This is a genomic window from Candidatus Polarisedimenticolia bacterium (genome assembly GCA_036004685.1).
Classification (GTDB): domain Bacteria; phylum Acidobacteriota; class Polarisedimenticolia; order Gp22-AA2; family AA152; genus DASYRE01.
Genome location: DASYRE010000060.1, coordinates 19,931 through 42,294, shown reverse-complemented (window position 1 = coordinate 42,294; position 22,364 = coordinate 19,931). Strand labels below are relative to the sequence as shown.

Annotated in this window: 21 protein-coding genes; 10 read left to right on the top strand and 11 right to left on the bottom strand. The window is 64.7% G+C overall.

From position 1 onward, the window contains the following. Positions 1-65: 65 nt before the first annotated feature. The 10 genes from VGR67_16145 to VGR67_16100 form a co-directional block, all read right to left on the bottom strand. Positions 66-374 (bottom strand): hypothetical protein, encoded by a 309-nt coding sequence (locus VGR67_16145; GenBank protein HEV8337942.1) that lies wholly within the window; start codon positions 372-374, stop codon positions 66-68. After that, positions 371-898, bottom strand: a complete 528-nt coding sequence (locus VGR67_16140; protein ID HEV8337941.1) for a hypothetical protein — start codon at positions 896-898, stop codon at positions 371-373. Before VGR67_16140 ends, VGR67_16145 begins: the two co-directional genes overlap by 4 nt. A 92-nt stretch (positions 899-990) precedes the next feature. Further along, on the bottom strand, positions 991-1,263 hold the full coding sequence (locus tag VGR67_16135; protein ID HEV8337940.1) for a DUF4242 domain-containing protein: 273 nt from the start codon (positions 1,261-1,263) through the stop codon (positions 991-993). Positions 1,264-1,292: 29 nt separating this feature from the next. Further along, complete coding sequence (locus VGR67_16130) at positions 1,293-1,652, bottom strand: cupin domain-containing protein (protein HEV8337939.1); 360 nt, start codon at positions 1,650-1,652, stop codon at positions 1,293-1,295. Between the two features lie 158 nt (positions 1,653-1,810). Next, a complete protein-coding gene (locus VGR67_16125; GenBank protein ID HEV8337938.1) occupies positions 1,811-2,167 on the bottom strand; it encodes a cupin in 357 nt (118 codons plus the stop codon). Between the two features lie 268 nt (positions 2,168-2,435). Then, the gene (locus tag VGR67_16120; protein HEV8337937.1) at positions 2,436-3,899 is read right to left on the bottom strand and encodes a glycosyltransferase family 2 protein; all 1,464 of its coding nucleotides are present in this window, start codon (positions 3,897-3,899) and stop codon (positions 2,436-2,438) included. Further along, entirely contained in the window at positions 3,896-5,131 is a 1,236-nt protein-coding gene (locus VGR67_16115) for a HEAT repeat domain-containing protein (protein ID HEV8337936.1), read from the bottom strand. Before VGR67_16115 ends, VGR67_16120 begins: the two co-directional genes overlap by 4 nt. Positions 5,132-5,144: 13 nt before the next feature. Further along, positions 5,145-5,534 (bottom strand): response regulator transcription factor, encoded by a 390-nt coding sequence (locus tag VGR67_16110; protein ID HEV8337935.1) that lies wholly within the window; start codon positions 5,532-5,534, stop codon positions 5,145-5,147. Positions 5,535-5,556: 22 nt separating this feature from the next. Next, on the bottom strand, positions 5,557-7,191 hold the full coding sequence (locus VGR67_16105) for a tetratricopeptide repeat protein (GenBank protein ID HEV8337934.1): 1,635 nt from the start codon (positions 7,189-7,191) through the stop codon (positions 5,557-5,559). Beyond that, positions 7,181-9,991 (bottom strand): tetratricopeptide repeat protein, encoded by a 2,811-nt coding sequence (locus VGR67_16100; GenBank protein ID HEV8337933.1) that lies wholly within the window; start codon positions 9,989-9,991, stop codon positions 7,181-7,183. The genes VGR67_16105 and VGR67_16100 overlap by 11 nt, the downstream gene beginning before the upstream one ends. A gap of 352 nt (positions 9,992-10,343) precedes the next feature. Here VGR67_16100 and dprA point away from each other — a divergent pair, with 352 nt between their 5' ends. From dprA to VGR67_16060, 8 genes are all read left to right on the top strand, one after another. Next, positions 10,344-11,465 carry a DNA-processing protein DprA gene (dprA, locus tag VGR67_16095; protein HEV8337932.1) on the top strand — a complete coding sequence of 374 codons (1,122 nt, stop codon included), beginning with the start codon at positions 10,344-10,346 and terminating at the stop codon, positions 11,463-11,465. Next, positions 11,458-13,908: a type I DNA topoisomerase gene (gene topA, locus VGR67_16090; GenBank protein HEV8337931.1), complete on the top strand. Its 2,451-nt coding sequence runs from the start codon at positions 11,458-11,460 to the stop codon at positions 13,906-13,908. Before dprA ends, topA begins: the two co-directional genes overlap by 8 nt. A 496-nt stretch (positions 13,909-14,404) precedes the next feature. Further along, positions 14,405-14,914 (top strand): hypothetical protein, encoded by a 510-nt coding sequence (locus VGR67_16085; GenBank protein ID HEV8337930.1) that lies wholly within the window; start codon positions 14,405-14,407, stop codon positions 14,912-14,914. 259 nt (positions 14,915-15,173) lie between these two features. Beyond that, positions 15,174-15,638, top strand: a complete 465-nt coding sequence (locus tag VGR67_16080) for a nuclear transport factor 2 family protein (protein HEV8337929.1) — start codon at positions 15,174-15,176, stop codon at positions 15,636-15,638. 133 nt (positions 15,639-15,771) lie between these two features. Next, complete coding sequence (locus VGR67_16075) at positions 15,772-15,930, top strand: DUF2251 domain-containing protein (GenBank protein HEV8337928.1); 159 nt, start codon at positions 15,772-15,774, stop codon at positions 15,928-15,930. Positions 15,931-16,089: 159 nt separating this feature from the next. Further along, positions 16,090-17,127 (top strand): FRG domain-containing protein, encoded by a 1,038-nt coding sequence (locus tag VGR67_16070; protein ID HEV8337927.1) that lies wholly within the window; start codon positions 16,090-16,092, stop codon positions 17,125-17,127. A gap of 783 nt (positions 17,128-17,910) precedes the next feature. Beyond that, on the top strand, positions 17,911-19,791 hold the full coding sequence (locus VGR67_16065; protein HEV8337926.1) for a DUF885 domain-containing protein: 1,881 nt from the start codon (positions 17,911-17,913) through the stop codon (positions 19,789-19,791). Positions 19,792-19,974: 183 nt separating this feature from the next. Beyond that, the gene (locus VGR67_16060) at positions 19,975-20,328 is read left to right on the top strand and encodes a VOC family protein (protein ID HEV8337925.1); all 354 of its coding nucleotides are present in this window, start codon (positions 19,975-19,977) and stop codon (positions 20,326-20,328) included. 742 nt (positions 20,329-21,070) lie between these two features. Here the strand turns inward: VGR67_16060 and VGR67_16055 are convergent. Continuing rightward, on the bottom strand, positions 21,071-21,397 hold the full coding sequence (locus tag VGR67_16055) for a hypothetical protein (GenBank protein HEV8337924.1): 327 nt from the start codon (positions 21,395-21,397) through the stop codon (positions 21,071-21,073). Here VGR67_16055 and VGR67_16050 point away from each other — a divergent pair. Together VGR67_16050 and VGR67_16045 are read left to right on the top strand one after the other, a co-directional pair. Then, positions 21,396-21,779 carry a DUF4386 family protein gene (locus VGR67_16050; protein HEV8337923.1) on the top strand — a complete coding sequence of 128 codons (384 nt, stop codon included), beginning with the start codon at positions 21,396-21,398 and terminating at the stop codon, positions 21,777-21,779. The two genes, VGR67_16055 and VGR67_16050, sit on opposite strands and share 2 nt — an antisense overlap. A 49-nt stretch (positions 21,780-21,828) precedes the next feature. Further along, a complete protein-coding gene (locus tag VGR67_16045; protein HEV8337922.1) occupies positions 21,829-22,356 on the top strand; it encodes a cytochrome c in 528 nt (175 codons plus the stop codon). The last annotated feature ends 8 nt before the right edge of the window (positions 22,357-22,364 follow it).

Sequence of the window (22,364 nt, the reverse complement as noted above, 5' to 3'; positions counted from 1 at the left end):
GCTTCTGCAGAGATGCTCGCCGCAAACCCGCTCAGCACGCGTCCAGGTTCCCTACCTTCAGGGTTCTACAAGTACATCCCCAGCTCCGCCTCGAGGAAGGCGCCGGTCCCCGAGGGCCCGGACAGCTCCAGCCAGATGGGGCCGCCTCCCGGCTCGACCGTCAGGCGGAAAGTGAGAAAGGCGCAGCACTGCCGCTCCAGGCGGATCAGCTCGGAGACCTCCTCCAGAACCGGATCGCCTCCCGGAAAGCGCAGCGCCAGTCCTTCGTCGAGGCGTCGCGACTCCTCGACGCGCGCCAGAATCCGGGCGAGCTTCTCGCCGCGCTCCTGGCGCGCGACGCCCGAAAGCGTGCAGGCGATGGGGAGTTCGGTCATGTCGAGCTGCTCCCGGCGAGCCCTCCGTCACCGATGCGCTCCATGACTCGCTGGTGCCCCTCCAGGGCCTCCTTTATCGCCGAGAGGATGGCGCTCCGGAAGCCGGAGCGGATCTCCTCGTAGCCGTGGATCCCCTGAGGCGCGAGCCAGAGACGGGTCAGCAGGTCGACGTAGTAGCGGATGCGCGACAGCCATCCATATTGCACCGCCAGGGTGTCGGCGAGGTCGTAACCGAGAATCTCCGGCAGATCGCCGCTCGCGAGGGCCGTCTCCCAAGCCACCGTGCTGAGGTAGAAGCTCTTTCCCCAGTTCGTCTTCTCAAAGGCCGGCTGCACGGCCTTCAGCGTCTGGTAGTTCTCCGTCAGCTCCTGGGTCAGGATCCGGGTGAGCGTTCGGGCGCGACGTCTTTGGCGGCTCCGCGTGTTGTGATGATCGATCGCGAGCGCCGCCAGGGCCCCGATGAAGACCCCCGCGATCGACGCGAGGGTCTGGATGAAGATGGCATTCAGGATGTCGGCATCCACGCTTCAACGCCCTGCCTCTCTTATCTCCAGGTCGCCGCCGGGAGGGTGGCGGCCCCGGCGCCGCGAACCGCGAATCGCTCGCAGCGGCCCCCTTACTCCGAAGTCGTCGGGTCGAAGATCGCCCGGACCTGGGAGACACGGTTGGCCGGGAAGCCGCCCATCTGGGCGTGCTTGCGGACCGTATCCTCATCCGGCGCGATGTAGACGCAATAGATCTTGTCGTCGGTGACGTAGCTCTGGATCCATTGAATCTGCGGGCCGATTTCCCGGATGACACCGCACGATTTCTGGGCGACGGAGTGCAGCTGCTCCGGGGTGAGCTTTCCCGCCCCGGGAAGCTCGCGCTCGATGACGTACTTGGGCATGGCCGGTTCCTCCTTGGTCAGGGTTCGAATCAAATCCGTTCGGGCGCGTCGATGGTCCGCGCGTTGCGCACGTTGCCGGTGTTCAGGGTAGAAGAGGGCTCGAAGAGAAGCACGTGGACCTCCTTCTCGGCGACCGGAAGGTGCTCCACTCCTTTCGGTACGATGAGGAATTCCCCGGACTCCAGGTCGATCGTCCGATCCCGGAGCCGCATCGACAGGCGGCCCTCGAGGACCAGGAACAGCTCGTCTTCTCTATCATGTTTGTGCCAGACGAACTCGCCCTGGAACTTGACGAGCTTCATCATGAACCCATCGAGCTCGCCGACGATTTTCGGCTGCCAGTGTTCGGCAAACTGTCCGAGCTTTTCCGCCAGGTTCACTTTTTCCACGTTCCGCTCCGCCCCCGGGGGGAATTGGGCCCAGATCGCCTTGAATCAGGCCTTTCGAGCTTTGGGGGAGCGCTGAATATACTTCGAGGGGGCGGTCCGGGGCAATCGCCGCGACGCGGAATGAGCAGCGGTTTCACGAATTGAATTCGCGGGAAGAGTCAGGAGTCCCGGTGGACCGTGGCCGGGGAAAAGGCAGGGATGCAGACCGCCACGTATTCCGCCCCTTCGGGAGTGCTGTAACGGACCCATTCTCCGGCGCGCGTCTCGACCGCCTGGCCGGCCCCGACCTCCAGAAACCCCTGTTTCGTCTCGACCCGCAGGGAGCCGGCGAGCACCAGGGTGAACTCATCGAACTCCGGCGTCTGCCCCGGCTCTTCCCAGCCCGGGGGGCTCTTCATCCGAGCGACGCTCACCGCCGCCGTGCCGCTGTTGACGCGTCCGATGAACTCCTCGATCCGCTTCGGCTTGTTCCCGGCGGCTTCGATCACCTTCGGGGCGTCGATCAATCTCGCCATGGCCCGTTGCCACCTTTCCCATGCCGTCGCGCCGCCAATTCCGGCGCGAGGTCGTCGCGGAAACCTTGGGCTGTCGCCGCCGAAGGCGTCCCCGACTGCAGCGCGACCCTTCGGAGCGCCCGATAATGTAGCCGATCGAGGGCCGGGATTTCCATGGGCAAGTGATGGAATGAGGCAGGAGCCCGGGAGCCGCATGCCGCGCGCCGGCGGTCGATGCCGGTCGCAGCGGCACGGCCAACGGCACCTGAAGGGAGGCCTCTGCCTCCTCTTACCGGTAGGCCACCGGGGCGGCCGGCTGGAAGCCGCGGTGGCCCATCTCTCCCCAGCGCCGCCGGCGGAGGATGAAGTCGAAGAAGGCCTTCACTTTGAACAGGGCGAGGAGCTGGCGGAAGCCGAGGTTCTCCCAGACGGCGTACCAGATGAGGCGTGCCAGGTCCTCCCAGGCGGGATAGCGTCGGAAGGAGATCTCCTCCAGCAGGACCGCCGCGATCGACAGGAACACCCCGTAGAAGATGGCCACGAGCAGGAAGAGGAGGAAGAACTCCATGTTCAGGATCCCGAGGAAGTAGGCGAGGATGACGCTCAGGTAGCCGAGCACCTCGACGAACGGCCCCAGCACTTCGAAGAGCAGGAAGTAAGGGAGGGCCACGGTGCCGATGACGCCGTAACGCGGGTTCAGGAGCATCCGCCAGTGGCGGGAGAACGACTGGAGCATGCCGCGATGCCAGCGGTTGCGCTGCAAGAGGAGCGTCTTGAACCGCTCCGGGACCTCGGTCCAGCAGACGGGATCCGGGACGAAGACGATGCGGTATTTGGTCTTCTGCTTCTTGAGGTGCTCGTGGAGCTTCACGACCAGCTCCAGGTCCTCGGTGTCGGTGAAGGAATCATAGCCGCCCACCGCCACCACGTCGCTCTTCTTGTACAGCCCGAAGGCCCCGGAGATGATGAGCAGGGACCGCAGGACGCTCCAGCCGATCCGCCCGGAGAGGAAGGCTCTCAAGTACTCCACGACCTGGAACACGGGCAGCGCCTTGCGCGGCAGGGAGATGCGGACCACCCGGCCGTCCCGCACCTCGCAGCCGTTGACGATTCGGACGATGCCGCCCACCGCCACCATCTCCTCCGGATGCTCCATGAAGGGCTTGACGACGCGCAGCAGTGCGTTCTCCTCGATGACCGAGTCGGCGTCCACCGAGCAGAAGAGGGGGTACCGGGAGAGGTTGATGCCGGTGTTGAGGGCGTCGGACTTCCCCCCCTGCTCCTTGTCGACGACGACCAGGTTCGGGACTTCGAGCGACGCGTAGATGCCCCTCACCCGGGCCGTCGGCAGGGTCCGCCGGTAGATCCGGTCGGTCTTCCTCAAGTCGAAGGCACGGACGAGCCGCTCCAGGGTGTTGTCCTTGGATCCGTCGTTGACCACCAGGACCTCGAACTCGCCGTAGTTGAGCTGCAGCAGCGACCGGACCGTCTCCACGATGCCGCGCTCCTCGTTGTGAGCCGGAACGATGATCGAGATCGGCCAGGTCATCTCGGATTTGAGGATCTGTTGGTAGTCCGAGAAGAAGGTCCGGCGGACGAAGCGGACCACCTCGAAGAGCGAGACGATGAACAGCAGCAGGTAGACGGTGTTGAGCGTGAGGAAATAATAGAGGACGTAGCGGTTGAAGCCGACGACCGATTGCAGCAGAAGCTGGTGCCAGTCGATGGAGAGAAAGAGCGAAAGGAAGATCACGCCTTCACCTGCACTTTCACGTCGCCGGGGGCGAGAAGGCGCGCCAGCTGCTCCCGCACCTTCTCCTGGGCATGCCGCGACGCCGCCTGCATCAGGTGGTCGGTGCGCTCCGCCGCCACGATCTTCCGGATGAGAGTCAGCGCCGCCTCGCGCTCCTGCTCGTCCGCCGAGACGAGCTTCTCCACGTATTGATCGAGCACGCCGGCCCCTTCCAGGGTGGCCACGGCGGCGTGGCGGGCGTAGCGATCCTCGGAGTCGATGGCGTTCACCAGAGCGGCGAGGCCGCGGTCGCCCATCGACCGGAGCCCTTCGGCCGCGTTGATTCTCACCCACCACTCACGGTCCTTGAGGAGGTCGAAGAGCGGCGCCACCGCCTCGGGGCGCCCCAGCTTCCCGAGGGCCTTGGCCGCCATGGCCCGCACCGGCCAGGCGGGGTCCTTGAGCGCCCTCTGCAGGTCGGGCGTGAAGTTCGGGTCGCCGATCAGGCCGAGGGAATGGGCTGCGCGGGCGCGGAGGTCGCGGTCGGGATCCGACAGGAGCTTGATGAGCAGCCCCGCGGCGCGGTGGCTCTTCACGCGCCCCAGGCAGTCGACGGCCGCCACGCGGGCCTTGGCCGGAAGGGTGGCGAAGCTCTCGACCAGCTCGTCGGCCGCCTCGGGCCCCATCCCGGCCAGGATGTCGGCGATGCGCAGCGCCGACCACCGGTTGGGATCCTGGAGGGTCCCTATGAGGGGCTTGACGCTGCTGCGCGTCTCCAACTGTCCGAGGGCGCGGGCCGCCCGCATCCGGACCTCGGGCATCTCGTCGCGCATCAGGGCGATGAGCTCCGCGGTGGCCTTCGGGCTCTTCATCGTGCCGAGCTTCTCGGCGGCCTCGGCGCGCCTCCACCAGCGGGAGCTCTTGAGCTGGCGCGTCCGATCCCGCACGTAGCCCAGATCCTCGCACGCGGCAGTGATCCGATCGCGGGCGTTCCCCTTGAGGAACCGCCCGTTGTCGAGGAGCACCTCTTCCACCACCCGCCGCTCGGTCCGGCCGAGGGGAGGAAGCACGGCGCCCAGCCGCTCTCCCTTGCCGTTCAGGTACTCCAGGACCTTCGGCTCGAGCTCGCCGCGCATCCAGGCGACCCGCCGCTCCGTCGTCTCCCGCAGCGCCTTGTTGGCGATGATGTAGATCGACAGGAAGAACAGGACGCCGCCCAGGATCCAGAGCGCCCGGATGAGAATCTCGGACATGTTCTCCACCGCTTCACCCCGCCCGGCGGTTCTCCCGCTCCAGAATCTTCCTCACCCGGGCCACCAGCTCGAGCGAGTTGAAAGGCTTCACGACGTAGTCCTCGGCGCCCATGTTCAGCCCCTTGACGATCTCCTCTTCGCGGTCCTTCACCGACATGATGATGATCGGGATTTCCGACGTCGCGGGATCGTGCTTGAGGTCGTACAGGACGTCGAAGCCGTCGCGGTAGGGCATGATGAGATCCAGGAGCATCAGGTCGGGCTTCACGCTCTCCGCCACCTTGAAGGCTTGCTCCCCGTCGACCGCTTCGTGAATCTCATAGCCTCGATCGGCGAGCAGGGTGACGATGAAGCGTCGGATGGTGCTGTCGTCGTCGGCGACCAGGATTTTCGGGTGGCTCATCGGAAAAAGTCCTTTCTCTCCCTCAAAAGATGATCTTCAGGAGGAAGCCGTAGTGATGGCTTTCGAAGCCCGTCGCGATTTGCTGGGCGTAGTTGGTCTTGCCGTAGGTGGCCTCGAAGGCGAGGTGGCGGGCGGCGTTCCATCCCCCGAGCAGCTCGAAGCCGAAGACGGAGTCCCGATTCCCGCGGTTGATGGTCTGGAACCCCCCCGTCACGTCCGCGGAGTAGTAGAAGCTCCGGTGATGGAAATCGCCGGCGACGGAGGCGGTGAGAAGGTTGGCCCAGAAGCGGCGCGGATCGAAGTACCCGTCGTCGAGATCCTTGTCGTAGGCGAGCCATCGCGAGGCATAGGTGAGGCGGAGGCGCGGCCGGGGCAGCGGCACGATCCACTCGAGCGAGGTGGCGCCGACGTTCCGCTCGTTGTCGTCCGAAAACCAGGCGTGCTGGGCGCTCACGCGCCAGCGCCAGCGCGGCGTGATCCGCCAGTCGTACCGGCCGTTGAGGGCGTGCAGCCGGAGGTGCTGGTCGATCAGCCGGGCGGTGTCGAAGAGCGATTCGCGGCTGGCGCTGCCGCCGAAGCCCATGTTCTGAATCGGGTAGACGTCGAAGGAGGCCCCGCCCACCAGGCGGGTCAGGTCGTCGCCGTCAAAGCTTTCCTGGCGGTCGGCGCCGATCCGGCCGTTGAGAAACAGGATGTCGCTGAAGCGCGTGCCGTAGACCAGGGTCAGCGAGTCGCCCTGGGTGTCGGCGTCCCGGTTCACGACCGCGCCCGGGCAATGGCCCGCGACGTCGCACCGGAAGGCGGCATCGTAGTGCGACAGCACGACGTCCAGGGTGGTCTGGGGATCGGGATGGACGTTGAAATCGAGCCGGCCGATCTTCAGGTCGTTCGAATCGGTGTCGAGGATCCGGTCGAAGGAGGCGGTCAGGAAGGAACGCAGGGGATCGTGGATCTCGCGAAGTGCCTTCTTCGCCTCGCGGCTCTTCGGAAACTTCTCCACCGCCCGGTCCACTTCCATCACCGCCAACCGATCCTTGCCCTGCTCGTGGTGGACGCGGGCGAGCCCGACGCTCGCCTTCTCGTTGTTGGGATCGGCTTTCAGCACCTGGCGGTACCAGCGGGCGGCCTCCTCCAGCTTGCCCTCCCACGCCGCGACGTCGCCCATTCCGGCCGCCGCCTCGACGGCGTGGTCCTTCGCGTCGATCAGAGGCTGGTAGATCGCCCGCGCCTCTTTCATCTTTCCCTGCCAGCCGAGGATTTCCGCCAGGCTCAGCTTGAGGGAGGCGTCGGAGGGGTGCGTCTGGATCAGGCTCCGGTAGTGTTCTTCCGAATCGGAGAAGCGCCCGTCCCACGACTCGATCTTGGCCAGCTCCCGCTTCGCCTCGTCGTCCGAGGGATCGATCGACAGCAGCCGCCCATAGGCGTCGATCGACTCGTCGAGGCGGTTCTCCCAGGAGAGGACCAGCGCCAGGCGCTTGAGCGCGAAGGTGTCTCTCGGGGAGTCCGCCAGGATCTTGCGGTAGAGCTCGATCGCCTCGGCGTACCGGTCGTTCCGGAAAGCCTCCTCGGCCTGGGATTTCAGATCGCCCGCCGCGAGACCGGGCGGCGCGGCGAGGGAGGCGGCGAGCAGCAGGACCGGGAGCCACCTAATTCGCATCGTCATGCTCCGGAATGTCCTTGAGCGCCTCTTTGAGAATACCGTAGCCTTCCTTGAGCCTCAGGTGGTACGTCGGCTCCTCCCAGCCGGGCCAGCGAAACGTGGGGAAGCTCGCGAGCGCCGGCCGCGCTTCCCGCGGGAAGCGATCCACCACGCTCCAGGCGCCTCCCTTGCCTTGCAGCGAGAGCAGGTGAAACCGGAAGCTTTCGGTCCGGCGCGTGGCGACCAGCCCCGTGCGCGGCGCCTCCTCGTGGACCACCTGGTGCGACGAGGGGTCGGTCACGTTGAGGAGTCCCCACGGGATCCGCACTTCGATCAGGTCGCCGGCGGGGCTTTCGATCCAATCGGCCAGGGTGTCGTAATCGGCCGACGCGGGATCGAGCGATCCGCGCCGCAGCGGGCTGCGGCTGTAACCCTGGGGAGGGAAGTAGGTGCCGTCCCGGCCATACCGATCCCGGTTCGTGAACACCTCGATCTCGATGAAGTCGCCTCGATGCCCTTCGACGGAACGGTAGGGCCGCCGGTTCCGGTTGGTGAACAGGTCGTAGGGACGGCTCACCAGGAGGCGGCTCTTCTCTCCGGCGATCTGCAGCAGGAACTCCATCCCGGCGGGGGTGGTGACGTTCGCCGGATTGGGAAACCGGTGATCGCCGCGCTGCGCGTCGTAGGTGTCGATTCCCACCCAGTACTGTGAAGCCGACCAGTCCGGCGCGCCCGATCCGGCATCGAGGTCGAGCCTCATGTAGATGTAGGCCTCGTCCGAGGTCACGCGGAATCCGCGCAAGCGGTGGAAGCCCTGTTTCGTCGTTTTTTCGCCTGCCCGGGCTGCATCATCTATATAGAGCGGCCGCACGGAGGCCCAGTCCTCTCCCTTCCCGTCGAGCACGATCTTCCAGCCCCGCCGGCCGGGATAGGCGCCCAGGATGCCATAGTTCTCCTCGGCATCCAGAGCGTTGAGCCAGAACGGCTTACGCTCGGGCGGTGCTTCGAAGGGCATGACCAGCCAGTTGCGCTTGAACCACTCGTCCATCCACGAGAACAGGATTCCCCCGGCCAGGCCGGCGTCGTGGATGTCCCGGAACAGCCGCGCGTCGATCTTCCCCTGCTCCACGGCGTTGTGCCCGCCGTGATGCTGGCCTTCCGGCTGCAGGTGCGCGATGCCGCGCGAGGTGGGGACCCCGAACTCGGCGATCACGACGGGCTGATCGCCGTGATGCGCCTTGAGATCCTTCAGATAGCCGAAGTAATGGCTCGGCCCCTCGGCGTCACGCGCCTTGCCGTAATCGGGATCGAGGACCATGAACTCCGGATAGTAGGGATAGGCGTGGTAGGAAGCGAAGAATCCTGCCGCGAATTTCTCGGTGGCCGCGAGGTGCAGGGAATCGATGTCGACGGCGTCGTTGTCGTATTCGAGGATCGGCTCCGACATCTTCTCGCCGCGCTTTTTGCGGATCGCCGTCTCTTCCCGTGCCGTGGCCTCGGTCGGGTGGCGCAGCGGATCGAGCGTCGGCCAGGAGACATAGCCGATCGGATGCTGCACCCGGTACTGCTCGGTCTCGTAGCGCGCCGTCAGATCGCAGATCGACGCGAGCCACGCCTCGAAGGGGCGCGCCTGAGGCGAAGTCCTGACGTAGTCGCCGGAATGGGCCGGCCGCGCCGGCTTGCGCTTCTCGTAGGCGACCACGGAGTAGGGCTCCCACTCCCGTCCCAAGAGGTAGGCGAGGAGATCGCCCGAGAGATCGGCGTCGTAAACTCCATGCGCGTGGCCCGGACGGGAGGGAACCTCCAGATTGCCGTGCACGGCGTCGATGACGCGATGGATCTCGGCGCGGAAACCCTCCATGAAGCGCTCGCCGTCGTAGTCGTCGTCCTCGGGCAATTCGGTCCAGACCCCCTGGACCAGCCAGAGCTTCCGATCGGGACGCTCCTCGTTATGCTCTTTCAGCGCGCGATACAGCGACGGGGGATGGAGCGTGTAGAGCCGCACGGTGTTCAGGCCCATCTCTCCCATCTGGTCGAACCAGCGGCGGTAGAGCGCCGGATCGTCGGGGAACTCCGCCGGGAATTTCCCCGGCAGGGCGGTGCCGAGGTTGATCCCCTTGAGAAACAGGGGGACGAACTCGCCGCGCTCCCGGACTTCGAGCCTCCCCTTGCCTACCCTCGAAACCAGGACGACCGGCTTGCCTTCCGAGGCCTGGCGGCGGGCGCGCCGCTCTTCCAGGATCCCGTCAGGGCCGGCGACCTGCGCCAGCAGCGCCCGGGCCTCGGCGTCCTGCGGGTTCAACGCGACGGAGCGCTCCAGCGCTTCGTGCGCCCCCTTCCGATCGTCGCGGCTCCGGCGGGCCATCCCCAGGCCCTTCCACGCTTCGCCGCTCTGCGGATCGAGCTGCACCGCCTTCAGGAAATTCGCTTCCGCCTCCGCCATCCGCTTCTGGCGCAGCGCCACGAAGCCGAGGCCCGTCCGGCCGTCCGCCGATCGCGGCTCGGCGGAAAGGACCGACTCGAACGCGGCCCGCGCGCCCGGGAGATCGGCAAGACGCAGCCGCGTCCAGCCGAGCAGTGCGGCGAGCCCGGCGTTGCGCGGATATCGCTGCCTGCCCTTCTCGAGCAGCGCCGCCGCCTCGGGGAACCGCCCGGAGCGGTAGTGGCCCAGGGCCTGTTCGTAGAGCGCTTCTTCGGGAGCGGAGACTTTGGGCCGCGAAGGCTCGGGGCGCCCGTCGCCGGCCGGAAGGGAGGAGAGCGCCAGGAGGACCGAGAGAATCACCGCCGGCCCCCTGGCGCGCGATTTCGAAACTGGCATGCGGGCTTCCCCACCGCGGGACCCTCATCGAATCGCGTCCGGGCAGGTCACGGGCGCGCATTCCGCGAAGGCGCGGGCATCTTAACGCAGGGCACACGAATCGCGCCAGGGTCCCCGGCCCGAATCTCCGCGGAACAAATATAGGATTTGGGAGGCGGGATGCAACTTCCGGGAGGGAATCGGCCGCGCCGTTTTGTCCCCGAAACGCCCTGGAAAGAGCGGGAAGCGCGGCTCGGCGCGGCCCCGATCACGCCACGGCGCGCGGGCCGCGCCCGGAGGCGATTTCTTGACAACGCCGGGAGGCTTTCTATATTTTATCCCGCGCTTCCGCGCCCCGGACGGGAGAAGCCGTTTGGGGAATTCGAGAGTCTGGTGGGTGGCGCTGAACCTGGCGCTGTCCCGGTGTCCGTCGATCGCGCGGAGCTTGCTTGCGCGCTTCCGAGACCCCCGGGCGATCCTCACCGCGCCCGCCGAAGCGATCGCCGGGGTTCCCGCCGTCACCCCGAGGCTCGCCGCGCGGCTCCTGGATCCGCGGCTGCTCGACGCGGCCGCGGCGGAGATGGCGAGCGCGGATCGCCGATCGATCCGGATCCTGATCCGGGACGATCCCGAGTTCCCGGCGATCCTCGACCAGCTTGCGGATCCTCCCTCGGTCCTTTACGCGAGGGGCTCCTTGCGGCCGGAGGACGATCCGGCGGTGGCAATGGTCGGGTCGAGACGGGCGAGCCCTTACGGGCTGGAGATGTCCCGCTTCCTGGCGGGCGAGATCGCCGGCGCCGGAGTCACGGTGGTGAGCGGCATGGCGCGGGGGATCGACGAGGCGGCGCACCGCGGAGCGCTGGAGGCGCGGGGCAGGACGGTGGCGTTTCTCGGTTCGGGGATCGATCGGATCTATCCTCCCGAGAGCCGCCGGCTGGCCGAGGCGATCGCCGATCACGGGGCGATCCTGAGCGAGTTCCCGCTGGGAACGGCTCCCCTGCCCGGGAATTTCCCGGTGCGGAACCGGTTGATCAGCGGCATCGGCCGGGGAGTCGTGGTGGTCGAAGCGGCGCCCCGCAGCGGCTCGCTGATCACGGTGAGGATGGCGCTCGAGCAGGGGCGCGAGGTGTTCGCCGTGCCGGGCAACGTGACGGCGCGCGGCGCGCTGGGTCCGAACTTCCTGATCCAGCAGGGCGCCAAGCTGGTGATGCGAGGCCGCGACGTTCTCGAGGAGATTCCGGGCGTCCAGCTTTCCCCCGAGGCGCCCGTGATGAGGCCGGAGGATCTCGATACGCCCGAGGCGGGGGAGGCGGGACGCGTGCTGGCGCTGGTCCCGGGCGATGAAGGCGTCGGAGTGGACGATCTCGCGGCGCGAGCCAAGATGGAGCCGGGGCCGCTTCTGGCCGTGTTGCTGGATCTGGAGATAAACGATCGGGTGAGGCGGCTTCCGGGCCGCCGGTTCATCCGGAGACGAAGGAGAGCGGAGCTTGAGTAAGAGCGCAGCAGCCGGCAAGTCGCTGGTCATCGTGGAGTCGCCGGCCAAGGCGAAGACGATCAACAAGTTCCTCGGCCGGAAGTTCTCGGTCAAGGCCTCCATGGGTCACGTGCGGGATCTCCCGAAGAAGACCCTGGGGGTCGACGAGAAGAAGGGGTTCAAGCCGACCTACGAAGTCCTTCCGGGCCGCAAGAAGGTCCTGGACGATCTGAAGAAGGAGGCGAAAGGGGCCGAGGCGATCTACCTCGCCCCCGACCCCGATCGCGAGGGAGAGGCGATCTGCTGGCACCTCTCCGAGGAGCTGAAGAAGGTCAACAAGAAGCTCTACCGCGTCGCGTTCAACGAGATCACCAAGCGCGCCGTCCTCTACGGCATCGAGCATCCCGAGAAGATCGACCTCAACAAGGTCGACGCCCAGCAGGCGCGGCGGATCCTCGACCGCCTGGTCGGCTACAAGATCAGCCCGCTGCTCTGGGACAAGGTGCGGCGCGGCCTCTCGGCCGGGCGCGTGCAGTCGGTGGCGCTGCGGATCATCGTGGAGCGCGAGCGCGAGATCAAGGCCTTCACGCCCGAGGAGTACTGGTCCCTGACCGCGACGCTGGAGGGGGACCAGCCGCCGGCGTTCGACGCCAAGCTCCTGCGGATCGGAGAGGAGAAGGCGGAGCTGAAGGAGGGCGCCGTCACCCACCGGATCGCCGACGCGGTGCGCGCCGCCGACTGGGTCGTCGCCGAGGTGGAGTCGAAGGAGAAGAAGCGCACCTCTCCTCCGCCGTTCAGCACCAGCAAGCTGCAGCAGGAAGCGGCCCGCAAGCTGGGCTTCACTGTGAAGAAGACGATGACCATCGCGCAGCACCTCTACGAAGGCGTCGATCTGGGCGAGGAGGGGGCGGTCGGGTTGATCACCTACATGAGGACCGACTCCACCCGCGTGGCCCCGGAGGCGCTGGCGCAGGTCCGCGAGTACATCGAGAGGGTCCACGGAAAGGACTTCCTGCCCGACGAGCCCCGCTACTTCAAGGTGGGGCGCATGTCCCAGGGGGCCCACGAGGCGATCCGCCCCACCGCGCTCGAGAACGCCCCCGACCGCGTGGAGAAATTCCTCGGGCGCGACGAGTTCCGCCTGTACCAGCTGATCTGGAACCGCTTCGTCGCCTCGCAGATGAATCCGGCGGTTTTCGACGTCACCACCGCCGACATCACCGCGGCGGGCAACACCTTCCGGGCGAACGGCCAGGTGCTGCGCTTCCCCGGCTATTTCGCCGTCTATCAGGATCCGACTCCGGAGCAGTCCGTCCTTGCCAGGACCGAGGCGCCCGAATCCGATGACGACCGTCGGCTCCCTCCCCTGGAAAGAGGGCAGACCCTCAAGCTCCTGAACCTCGATCCGAAGCAACATTTCACCCAACCGCCGCCGCGCTTCACGGAGGCGGGCCTGGTCAAGGAGCTCGAGGAGGACGGCATCGGGCGGCCGAGCACCTACGCCACGATCCTGGCCACCCTGCAGAACCGGGAATACGCGCTGAAGGAGGAGGGGAAGTTCGTCCCCACCGAGCTGGGCATGCTGGTGACCGACCTCCTGGTCGAGCACTTCGGCGATCTGGTGAACGTCACCTACACGGCGCGGATGGAGGAGGAGCTGGACGAGATCGAGGACGGCAAGATGAAGTGGCAGGACGCGATGGAGGAGTTCTACGGCAAGTTCTCCAAGGATCTGAAGCGCGCCAGCCGCCAGATGCGCAACGTCAAGCGCGAAGAGACGCCGACCGAAGAGGTGTGCGGCAAGTGCGGCAAGCCGATGGTGATCAAGTGGGGCCGCTACGGCCGCTTCCTCGCCTGCTCCGGCTATCCCGAGTGCAAGAACACCCAGGAGCTCGCCGCCAACGGGAGCGGCGCCGAAGGGGGCGCCGGCGGCGAAGAGCCCGTTCCCGAAGTGAAGGCCACCTGCGACAAATGCGGCAGCCCGATGGTGCTGCGCAAGGGGCGCTTCGGCCAGTTCCTCGCCTGCAGCACCTACCCCGAGTGCAAGAACACGAAGAAGATCCACGTCGACAAGGAAGGGAACATCACCCGCAAGCCCGATCGGATCCTCGAGGAGAAGTGTCCGACCTGCGGCAAGAACCTGGCGGTGAAGGACGGCCGCTTCGGCGAGTTCACCGCTTGCAGCAGCTATCCGACCTGCCGCTACATCAAGCTGAAGGAGGTCGGGGTGGGCTGCCCCAAGTGCGGCGGCCAGATCGTCGAGCGCAAGTCGCGCCGCGGCAAGACCTTCTTCGGCTGCAACCGGTATCCCGAGTGCGATTTCGTGACCTGGTACCGCCCCCTGGCCGAGAAGTGCCCCAACTGCGGCAAACCCTACCTGCTGGAGAAGATCACGAAGCGGGACGGCGTGACGCACTTCTGCGACGCCGAAGGGTGCCGCTACAAGATCGCCGTCAACTCCTGAGCCTTTCTTCCCCGCGACCTATGCTTCTGCAGAAAGCCCGGAAAGCGCCTCGCCGGCCTTGCGTGCCAGCGCATGACGGGCTTATAGTTTCATCTAGCACCCGCCCCCACATCCGAGACAGGAGAGCCGTTTCCGGGAGTCTTTATGAAAGCCCGTCCCGCCCTCCCACGCGGCCCTATTTTTTCGTACAGGTCAGCCTATTTCGGCGGAAGACTCCGATGAAAGAGCGCTCTCGCATCGTATGTCCTTGGATTGCAAGGAGCTTTCCCGAAAAGACTCTTGCAGCACTATTTTTTATCCTCGCCGTCCGTGCAGCTCTATCAAATAATGGGGATCGGCACAAATCGGTGGGAGGCGATCGGGGCGACCAGCTCCTTTCGCATGTAGCTCTGCGCTACGTTGGTCGTCCGACCCGCAGCGTAACCTTCGACGCTGCGAATCGGAGCCGGTCGTTCCATTGTGACTAGTTAGACCGCCTGCGAACAGAGGACACGAGATGCACAAACTCCGCATAGGGCTCGCAACCATTCTTCTTTTCACCGCTACTGCCACTGCTGCCGGAAAGGTCGAAGGCATCGGAGCGTTCCCACTTTCGGAAAGTACAGTGTCGATGTGGCTTAATGAAGTCGTTGACGGCAAACCTCGCGCCCTTGCTATCGTCTACTTCATTGGTGCTCCCGGTTGGCACAACCGAAAGTGGAAGACCGATTTTAATTATCATCGAGATGGTGGCAAGGATGCGTCCTACAAGCTCATCTCCGACGACCTTGTGCTGAGCCTGACGATATCAGCCGATATGAAAACTGCGCTTGTTCAAGGCAAGTCATTCCCGCTGGAGAATAGCAACGTATTCCTTGTAAAGGGTGCAGACGGCGGTGCTAAGAAGGAGACTGTTCAAGCCGTGGGCCACTTTGTGCTCGAGGCGACGGCCGGTAACCCGGCATCTGTTGATGCGCTAAACAAGAATCCTGATCTCGCTACTGCTGTTCTTGGAGCACCAAAATGAAGCGGTCTAACCCGCCCTTGCAGCCGACCGGCAAAATCAGCCGGCGGCTGAATGGCAATCGTTAGGCCGCACCCGTTCCGACGACTCGACCATGCGACACGAGACTGTGACGCGTTGTCGATGAATTACGACGTAAGGCACTCCGGCAAATGCGGGCTCGCTACATGCCCGGCGCGAACCCTAATGCCAACCCACCGGCCGTTGGACGCAGCCATCTCTACCCGCAGTAGCTTACGATCCGGCTCCTATGGAGGGTCTAATGAAACGAACGTCGATCATCGCTGCGCTCGTGCTGTCGGCCGTCTCGAGCACCATCGCGCAGCAGCAGAGCGCACGGACACGGGATGCGGCGAGTACCAAGCAGGCCGTTCAGCAGCAGGATCAGGAGCGGATTCGCGCGCAGATCGCTGCCGACACCATCGCGCTTCGCCGCATCTATGCCGATGACTTTCTCGGCATCGGACCGACCGGCGTCGTGCGTAACAAGGCAGAGGTCATCGCTGACTTCACAACGCATGCGCTGACGTACCAATCCATCACCACCGCCGAGGTTCGCGTGCGCGTGTATGGAAATACCGTGGTGGAGACCGGTCGTTCCACGATGGTCGGACAGGACAAGGGCAAGGACGTCCCGCGCGAAAACCGTTTCACGCGCGTCTGGGTCATGACGGACGGGAGGTGGCAGCTGGTGGCGAATCACTATTCGCTGATGACCACGCAATAGGAATCATGCGGTTCTGGCAGAAATTACGGTACGTCGAGGGTGAGCGCGAGGGCGAGGCCGTGCTCCTGGGAGCGGTTTGATATCAACCTTGAAGTGCAACAAAAGGGTTCAGGGGACATAGCATTCCTCCGGGGTGCGGAACCCAAGGCGTTTACGGGGTCGGCGGTTTAGTGTCATCCTCAGAATTAACGGCTATCCCCATGCCGCTTTCGACTTCGTGAAAAGTCGAGGCTACTGCCGCACGGGGTTTACCGAAACCTGCTGCGGGCGGGTTTTCGTCGGCAGGTCATGAGTGGTCAGATGAGGTATTGGGCTTCTTCGACTGAAGGTGAGCGGCCCAACCAGCGCATTAAGCTGACGGCGTGCGGCACGCTCACGCACGGCAGGATGCGTCGGCGCTCGCACGCCGCATCTTGACCATGCGTTATGCTTCCGATCAGGAGAGATGCACATGAATCTCGGCTACGTCCCTCACTCGACGTTATTAGCCTGGATCGATCAGCATGGTTGTGTCGGAAAAGTAAAGCGCGCGTGGACTTGGTGGCAGAACCCCGACGGAGAAAGGGGATTAGCGCCGTCGCATGGAATCCGATACTTGTACAGGGGCCAGAGTCGCCGATACTGGTCCTGCACAGCATCTATTGCCCGTGGGATGACTACAAGGGCAAGGGCTCTTGGCGAACTGGAGCCGCACGAACAGCTGCGCCTTGTTGCTGACCTGATTCGCGTCAATTGGTACGCAGAGATACTGAAGTCTCATCCCGTCTTCGAATGGGCAAGGGGCGAACGATATGCACTCGACCGGACGGCGCTTGCCCAGCACTACGAACTGGCTACCGGCTACATCGACTTGACCGAATCGATGGAAGTCGCGTTGTTCTTCGCGTGTTGTGAGCTACGCGATGGCCGGTGGGAGCCAAGGACCAAGGGCCGGGGAATCCTCTATCGCGTCGACTGGGTTGGCTCCAATGAGGCGATCGGATTCGGTCGGATCAAGTGGATTGATCTGCAACCATTTGCGCGACCACATGCCCAATGGGCATGGACAATGGAGTTGATGCTTGGGGAAGATTTCGAGGACCTTCCTGTGGTCGAAGCCGTTTCATTTGATCACTCGGCTGCACTCGGCGAGCGCTTGCTGGATCTGTTTGATGGCGGCGAGGCATTGATGCCGGTTGATCCGCTGCAAGAGTGGGCGACGGCGATAAAGCACTCTCGCCTTCTTCCCGTTGCAAATGGCATCGCGACCATCGAAGATCTGTCGCGCAACGGGCTCGATATCGGCACGAAAGACATGCAGGAGGTACTGCGTCAAATTGAGGCGGAGAATGACGTCAGGTTCGAGTCAGAAGTAGCATCGCCTGCCGATCCGGCCACGCTCGCAAAGATGCGTGACGATTGGGAGACAAAGAAGCAGGCGTTCATTGAGACCCTCAAGGGAGTAGTCATCCTTGTACGAACTTCCAAGGAGGAGGATGCCGCTCGCTAACGGATCAAAGCATAACCTTGCGTTGCAGCCGGCGCCGGAGAACGGCGCTGGTGAACGCGCACGTTAGGCAGCCAAGATATGATGATGCTTTATGGATAACGGAACGAACTCCCTCCTCTTTTTCTATGCGTTCTTCTGGGCGCTTGCTCTCGGGGGGGCGTCGCGGTTTAGGGCATTCGATACAGCATCGCTCTGGCGGAAAGGCGAGGATCGCCAGCGGGTCGCCTGGAGAATCGCCGTGTCCATGCTTACCATCACAATCGCTCCAATTGGCTGGCTGATCGTTCTAGGCAATTATGTGGTCCCGTCATCCCCGGGTGTGCCCGCCGCAGTTAGCGCTGCCGTCAGTTCACTTTCTGTATTCGGATTCTTGCGGATCCTGCATGCCCTCATAGCGAGCAATCGCACGTATCACTGGTTTTACACGGTCGAGGAGGTCGACTTGGTTCGGAGTGCTAGCGCCTTTCCCGGGCAGCCTCAGACATTGGCCGCCCATTTAATACCCGGGATCGCTTACCTGGTGCTTTTTGCAGGCACTGGATGGATCATTGGCAAGTGCACCTGCTGCCTAGCCCGCCCTTAAAGGCGACCAGCCGCAGAACGGCCGACTCCTTAACGGGGCAATACGCTAGCCTCACGGCTGGTAATCGGATACATCACCTCGGCCCTGGTCAATCATGAGTAGGCGGACTAAGCGCCTTCATCCATCCGTGAGTGAGGCACTCGGGGCCGCCCCAAACGCTGGGCCGCGCGGCCGCTTGGCATGACGGAGACCCAGACTCCTTGTCCCATCCACGTTTGAGCCGGCGCGACCTGCTGGCGGCGCTGCTGTCGGCGGGCGCCCTGCCACTCTTATCTGCCTGCGCCCACTCCCGCGGGCCGCGCCCGGCAACGCCGGCAACACCGGGCGACGCCCGGGCCGTCGCTCTGCTCGATCGGATCGCCGAGGATCTGCTTCTCCTCTTCCCCGAAACCGCGACCTCCCTCGGGATCGATACCGGCTCCCGGGCGGCTCTCAGGTCGCACCTGACCGATCGCTCGGCGGAGGGCGTTCAGCGCGTGGCGGGGCAGGTTCGCACGGCGCTTGCGCGCCTCACCGCCCTCACCACTGCCGATCTCTCGCATCCGGTGCGCACGAGCATCGCCGTGGTCCGGAGCGCGTTCGTTACCGCACTCGAGGGCTTCGCGCTTCCCTACGGCGACATCAGAGTTGGGGGTTGGCGCAATACGCCCTACGTCGTGATCCAGAATGTCGGAGCGTATCTCGACGTCCCCCGCTTCCTCGACAGCGAGCACCCGATCGAGAATTCCGCCGACGCCGAGGCCTATCTTGCCCGACTGGAATCGTACGCGCGGCAGCTGGACGGAGAGCTGGGTCGCCTGCAGGCGGCACGGATGATAGGGATTGTTCCTCCAGGCTTCCTACTCGACAAGGCGCTCACTCAACTCAAGTTGTCGGCCCAGAATGCGCGCGCCGGCGGGTCGCTGGTGGAATCGATAACCCGACGCACCAAGAACATCCCCGGGGGATGGGCCGACCGTGCCCGGCGCATCGCAGCACAACAGATCGCTCCCGCGCTCGAGCGCCAGATCCATGAGCTCGAGACCGAGCGAGCCGTCGCGACGGACGACGCCGGCATCTGGGCACGTCCCCGAGGAGAGGACTTCTACCGGTGGGCGCTCAAAGCCTCGACCACGACCACTCTTTCGCCGGACGAAGTGCACGAATTGGCCCGAAGCGAGCTCGAGCGCCTGCACGCCAGGATGGACACGATTCTCAAGCAACTCGGGCTTTCGCAGGGCTCCGTCGGAGACCGGATGCGGGGGCTGGCCCAGGACCCGCGATACAAGTTTCCGGAAGGCGACAAGGGCCGAGCCGAAATACTGGCGTTCATCGAAGGCCGGCTCCGGTGGATTCGGCGGCAGATGCCGCGAGCTTTCCATCATCTGGTGAAGCCCAACCTGGAGGTGAGACGGCTCCCCCCGGAAGAAGAGCCGGGAGCGCCCGGCGCCTATGGCGGCGCCGGGTCGATCGATGGCAAGATCCCGGGCCGGTTCTGGATCAATCTCAGGACCACCGATCTGCACAGCCGGTACAGCCTCGCCGATCTCACCTTTCACGAGGCGATTCCCGGTCACATCTGGCAGGGTGAGTATACCCATCAAATGCCGCTGATCCGGCAGATGCTTGGCTTCAACGCCTACTCGGAGGGCTGGGCTTTGTACGCCGAGCAGCTCGCCGATGAGCTCGGCGCCTATGAGAGCGATCCGATCGGAAGGCTCGGCTATCTCCAGTCAATCGCTTTCCGCGCCTGCCGTTTGGTGGTCGATACCGGGATTCACGCGAGACGATGGACCCGGGAGCGAGGCGTCCGCTATTTCGTGGAGGTAAACGGCTCAAACCCTCTGGAAGTCGCCGGCGAAGTCGACCGCTATTGCTCCTGGCCGGGCCAGGCCTGCGGGTACAAGGTCGGCCACAGCGAGATCAATCGGCAGCGCGACAAAGCGACGGCGGCGTTGGGATCGAGCTTCGATCTGAAGGCGTTCAACGATGCCGTGGTACTTGGCGGCAATGTGCCGCTCGACGTGCTGGCGACGAACGTCGACTCCTACATTGCGACCGCCAGCGGCGCGGGGGCAAGCTCCCGTGGCCCGGCGACATAGGTTCACGGCAAGGGATCGCAGCCTTGCCATCAAGGCGCGACGGCTTCACACTAACCCTGTGTTAAGCCGATGCCCGAACCGGCCTTCGCTCGAGCCGGCCTCCCTGCCGGCGCGGCTTGGCGGCTCAACCTAGCGCGATTATCTAGGAGGGAATACGGAATCTCCAGGGTCGGCGTGCGCTACATGATTGACGACGTCCCAGCGGCGGCGCGTTTCTATACGACACTCCTCGGTTTCACCATAGAGCATGACGCCTCGCCGGCTTTCGTCTCGGTCGTACGGGACGGCGTGCGGCTCCTTCTCAGCGGTGATGGCAGCTCGGGGAAGCGTCCGTTGCCAGACGGTCGCCGCCAGGTGCCGGGCGGGTGGAACCACGTCCATCTCGAGGTCGCTGATCTCGCCGCGGAAGTTGCGCGGCTGCGTGCGGCGGGGGTATCGTTCCGCATGAATGATATCGTGACCGGGCCGGGCGGCGCCCAGATCATTCTCGACGATCCGTCGGGCAACCCGGTGGAGTTGTTCCAGCCGCGGGCCTGAGATCCATCGCGGCTCCGGGAAGACTGCTCCGCAGCGGCAAGGGGCGACCGCGTCGCGATACCCATGGGCCGGCAACGGCGGGGGGTTGGCGAGGCGAGCGCCGCGTCGAGCGTTCGGTCGCCCGCCTGAGCCGAGACGCACGGGGGGCATCGGTGTGAATCGGGCTTTCATTTCCATCGTCATTTACATTGCCTTGAGTAGCCTTGCGTGCATGGCTCACGAATACTCAGCGCATTATCAGGTCCCTGGCTCGACCATCGTCATAGGCGTTGCCTTGCATCAACACAACCCTCCGCTCGCCGAATACCATCGAAGTGTATTTATCGTGAATGGCGGCAAGGGTCGGAAAGAGGCCGAAATAGAACCTTCGGACACCGGCGGTCGTTGCCTAGTCAATCTCTATAGAAAAAGTGACGCAATTTATACGCTCGCAGTCGATGGGAGATACGGAAAGGACGTGGACCTGAGAAGATGGGCAATTGCCAACCGAAGTGAGTTCCAGCCACCGCTCGATTCGCCGCCAACCGAATATGTTGGTGCATTCGACTTCGATACAAGGGGCGATTGGAGGTTTTTCAACGCAGGTGAGCACGAGGAAGAGGACACCACAACACTTCATCCACACGAATAGGCCGCCGGACAGACGCCGCAGCTCCCTGAGCAGCGAGGCCATTGCCAATCACGCTTCAGCTTGCACCCTTCCTGCGGAAACTGGTCTTGACGATACTCGGTGTCGCCAGTCTCAACGATTGGAGGAGGCGAGATGACTCGCAGGACCAGCGCTCGGGTCGCCGGCTTCACGTTCCTCTTCTACATCGGGGTCGCCTTCCCAAGCATGGTCCTGATGAGCCGCGCGACCAACGCCGAAGGGTTCGCCGGCAAGCTCGCGCGCGTCGCCGAGCACGTCTCCGACGTTCGCCTCGTCATCCTGCTCACGCTTCTCAGCTGCTTCTCGGCCATCGTGCTGGCCGTGACGCTCTATGGGATCACGCGTGACGAGGACCACGAGCTGGCGCTCCTGGTGATGGCCTTTCGGCTCGCCGCTGGGCGCGATCGGCATCCCGAGCATGCTGGCGCTGCTGTGGGTCGCGACGGGCGGAGCCGGGCCAGCGGCCGCGGAAGGCGTGTCGGCGAATACCCTCGGCGCTTCCCTGCTGATACCACCCCAGAGCGTCATGCTGGGCGCGCCGTTCTTCGCCGTGGGGAGCTTGATCTTTTCATATCTCTTGCTGCGCGGACGGTTGGTCCCCGCCGCGCTCGCCTGGATCGGCGTGCTCGCGTCGGTCCTCGTGGTGGTTGGCACGCCCCTGCAGGTCGCGGGCTGGCTCATGGGACCGGTGACTGGTTACATGTGGCTGCCGATGCTCGCGTTCGAAGTCCCGCTCGGGTTTTGGCTGCTCTTCAAGGGGGTCGCCGAGGCCGGCGCGCGAAGCGGCTCAGGAGTGAAGTGACCGACAACCAGCGGAACCCGCCGGCGCGCCGCAGGCTTGGAGCCCAACGATGAAGAGAGTTCTAGCGGCCTTCCTTCTCGGTATTGCCACCGTCCCGCTCCTGCTGATTCTCTCCGCCTGGCTTGGGCGCCTTCCGGTGTCCGCGACGGGCCAGCCTCCCGGGTGGGAGGAGGAGCTTGCCGAGCTGGCTCTCGACAAGTCCCTGGCCAGGAGCGCCAAGGGCCTCACCGCTCCTCTGGCGCCCGACGATCCGACCATATTGGCGGGCATGAAGCTCTACCGGAACAACTGCGCCGGTTGCCACGGCGGTTCCAAGGGTCCGAGCCTTTGGGGCTCCAAGAACTACTACCCGCGCGCGCCGCAATTCTCCCACCATGCTCCGGATCTGACGGTGCCGGAGATCTATTGGGTCACCAAACACGGCATCCGATATTCGGGGATGGGGGCCTGGAACGGCATGATGGAGGACGAGGACATCTGGCGCATCGCGCTGTTCCTCTCCCGCCTCGGGTCGCTGCCGCCGGAAGTCGACGGGGTGTGGCGCAACCCGGCGAGAGCAGCCGCAGGGCCTTCGTAGGTGAAGAG

Excerpts from the sequence above, each read along its gene's own strand:
- VGR67_16145 (HEV8337942.1), bottom strand. The coding sequence starts at position 374 with ATGACCGAACTCCCCATCGCCTGCACGCTTTCGGGCGTCGCGCGCCAG.
- VGR67_16135 (HEV8337940.1), bottom strand. The coding sequence starts at position 1,263 with ATGCCCAAGTACGTCATCGAGCGCGAGCTTCCCGGGGCGGGAAAGCTC.
- VGR67_16125 (HEV8337938.1), bottom strand. The coding sequence starts at position 2,167 with ATGGCGAGATTGATCGACGCCCCGAAGGTGATCGAAGCCGCCGGGAAC.
- VGR67_16115 (HEV8337936.1), bottom strand. The coding sequence starts at position 5,131 with ATGTCCGAGATTCTCATCCGGGCGCTCTGGATCCTGGGCGGCGTCCTG.
- VGR67_16110 (HEV8337935.1), bottom strand. The coding sequence starts at position 5,534 with ATGAGCCACCCGAAAATCCTGGTCGCCGACGACGACAGCACCATCCGA.
- VGR67_16105 (HEV8337934.1), bottom strand. The coding sequence starts at position 7,191 with ATGCGAATTAGGTGGCTCCCGGTCCTGCTGCTCGCCGCCTCCCTCGCC.
- VGR67_16100 (HEV8337933.1), bottom strand. The coding sequence starts at position 9,991 with ATGCCAGTTTCGAAATCGCGCGCCAGGGGGCCGGCGGTGATTCTCTCG.
- VGR67_16085 (HEV8337930.1), top strand. The coding sequence starts at position 14,405 with ATGCACAAACTCCGCATAGGGCTCGCAACCATTCTTCTTTTCACCGCT.
- VGR67_16080 (HEV8337929.1), top strand. The coding sequence starts at position 15,174 with ATGAAACGAACGTCGATCATCGCTGCGCTCGTGCTGTCGGCCGTCTCG.
- VGR67_16070 (HEV8337927.1), top strand. The coding sequence starts at position 16,090 with ATGAATCTCGGCTACGTCCCTCACTCGACGTTATTAGCCTGGATCGAT.
- VGR67_16060 (HEV8337925.1), top strand. The coding sequence starts at position 19,975 with ATGATTGACGACGTCCCAGCGGCGGCGCGTTTCTATACGACACTCCTC.
- VGR67_16050 (HEV8337923.1), top strand. The coding sequence starts at position 21,396 with ATGCTGGCGCTGCTGTGGGTCGCGACGGGCGGAGCCGGGCCAGCGGCC.
- VGR67_16055 (HEV8337924.1), bottom strand. The coding sequence starts at position 21,397 with ATGCTCGGGATGCCGATCGCGCCCAGCGGCGAGCCGAAAGGCCATCAC.
- VGR67_16045 (HEV8337922.1), top strand. The coding sequence starts at position 21,829 with ATGAAGAGAGTTCTAGCGGCCTTCCTTCTCGGTATTGCCACCGTCCCG.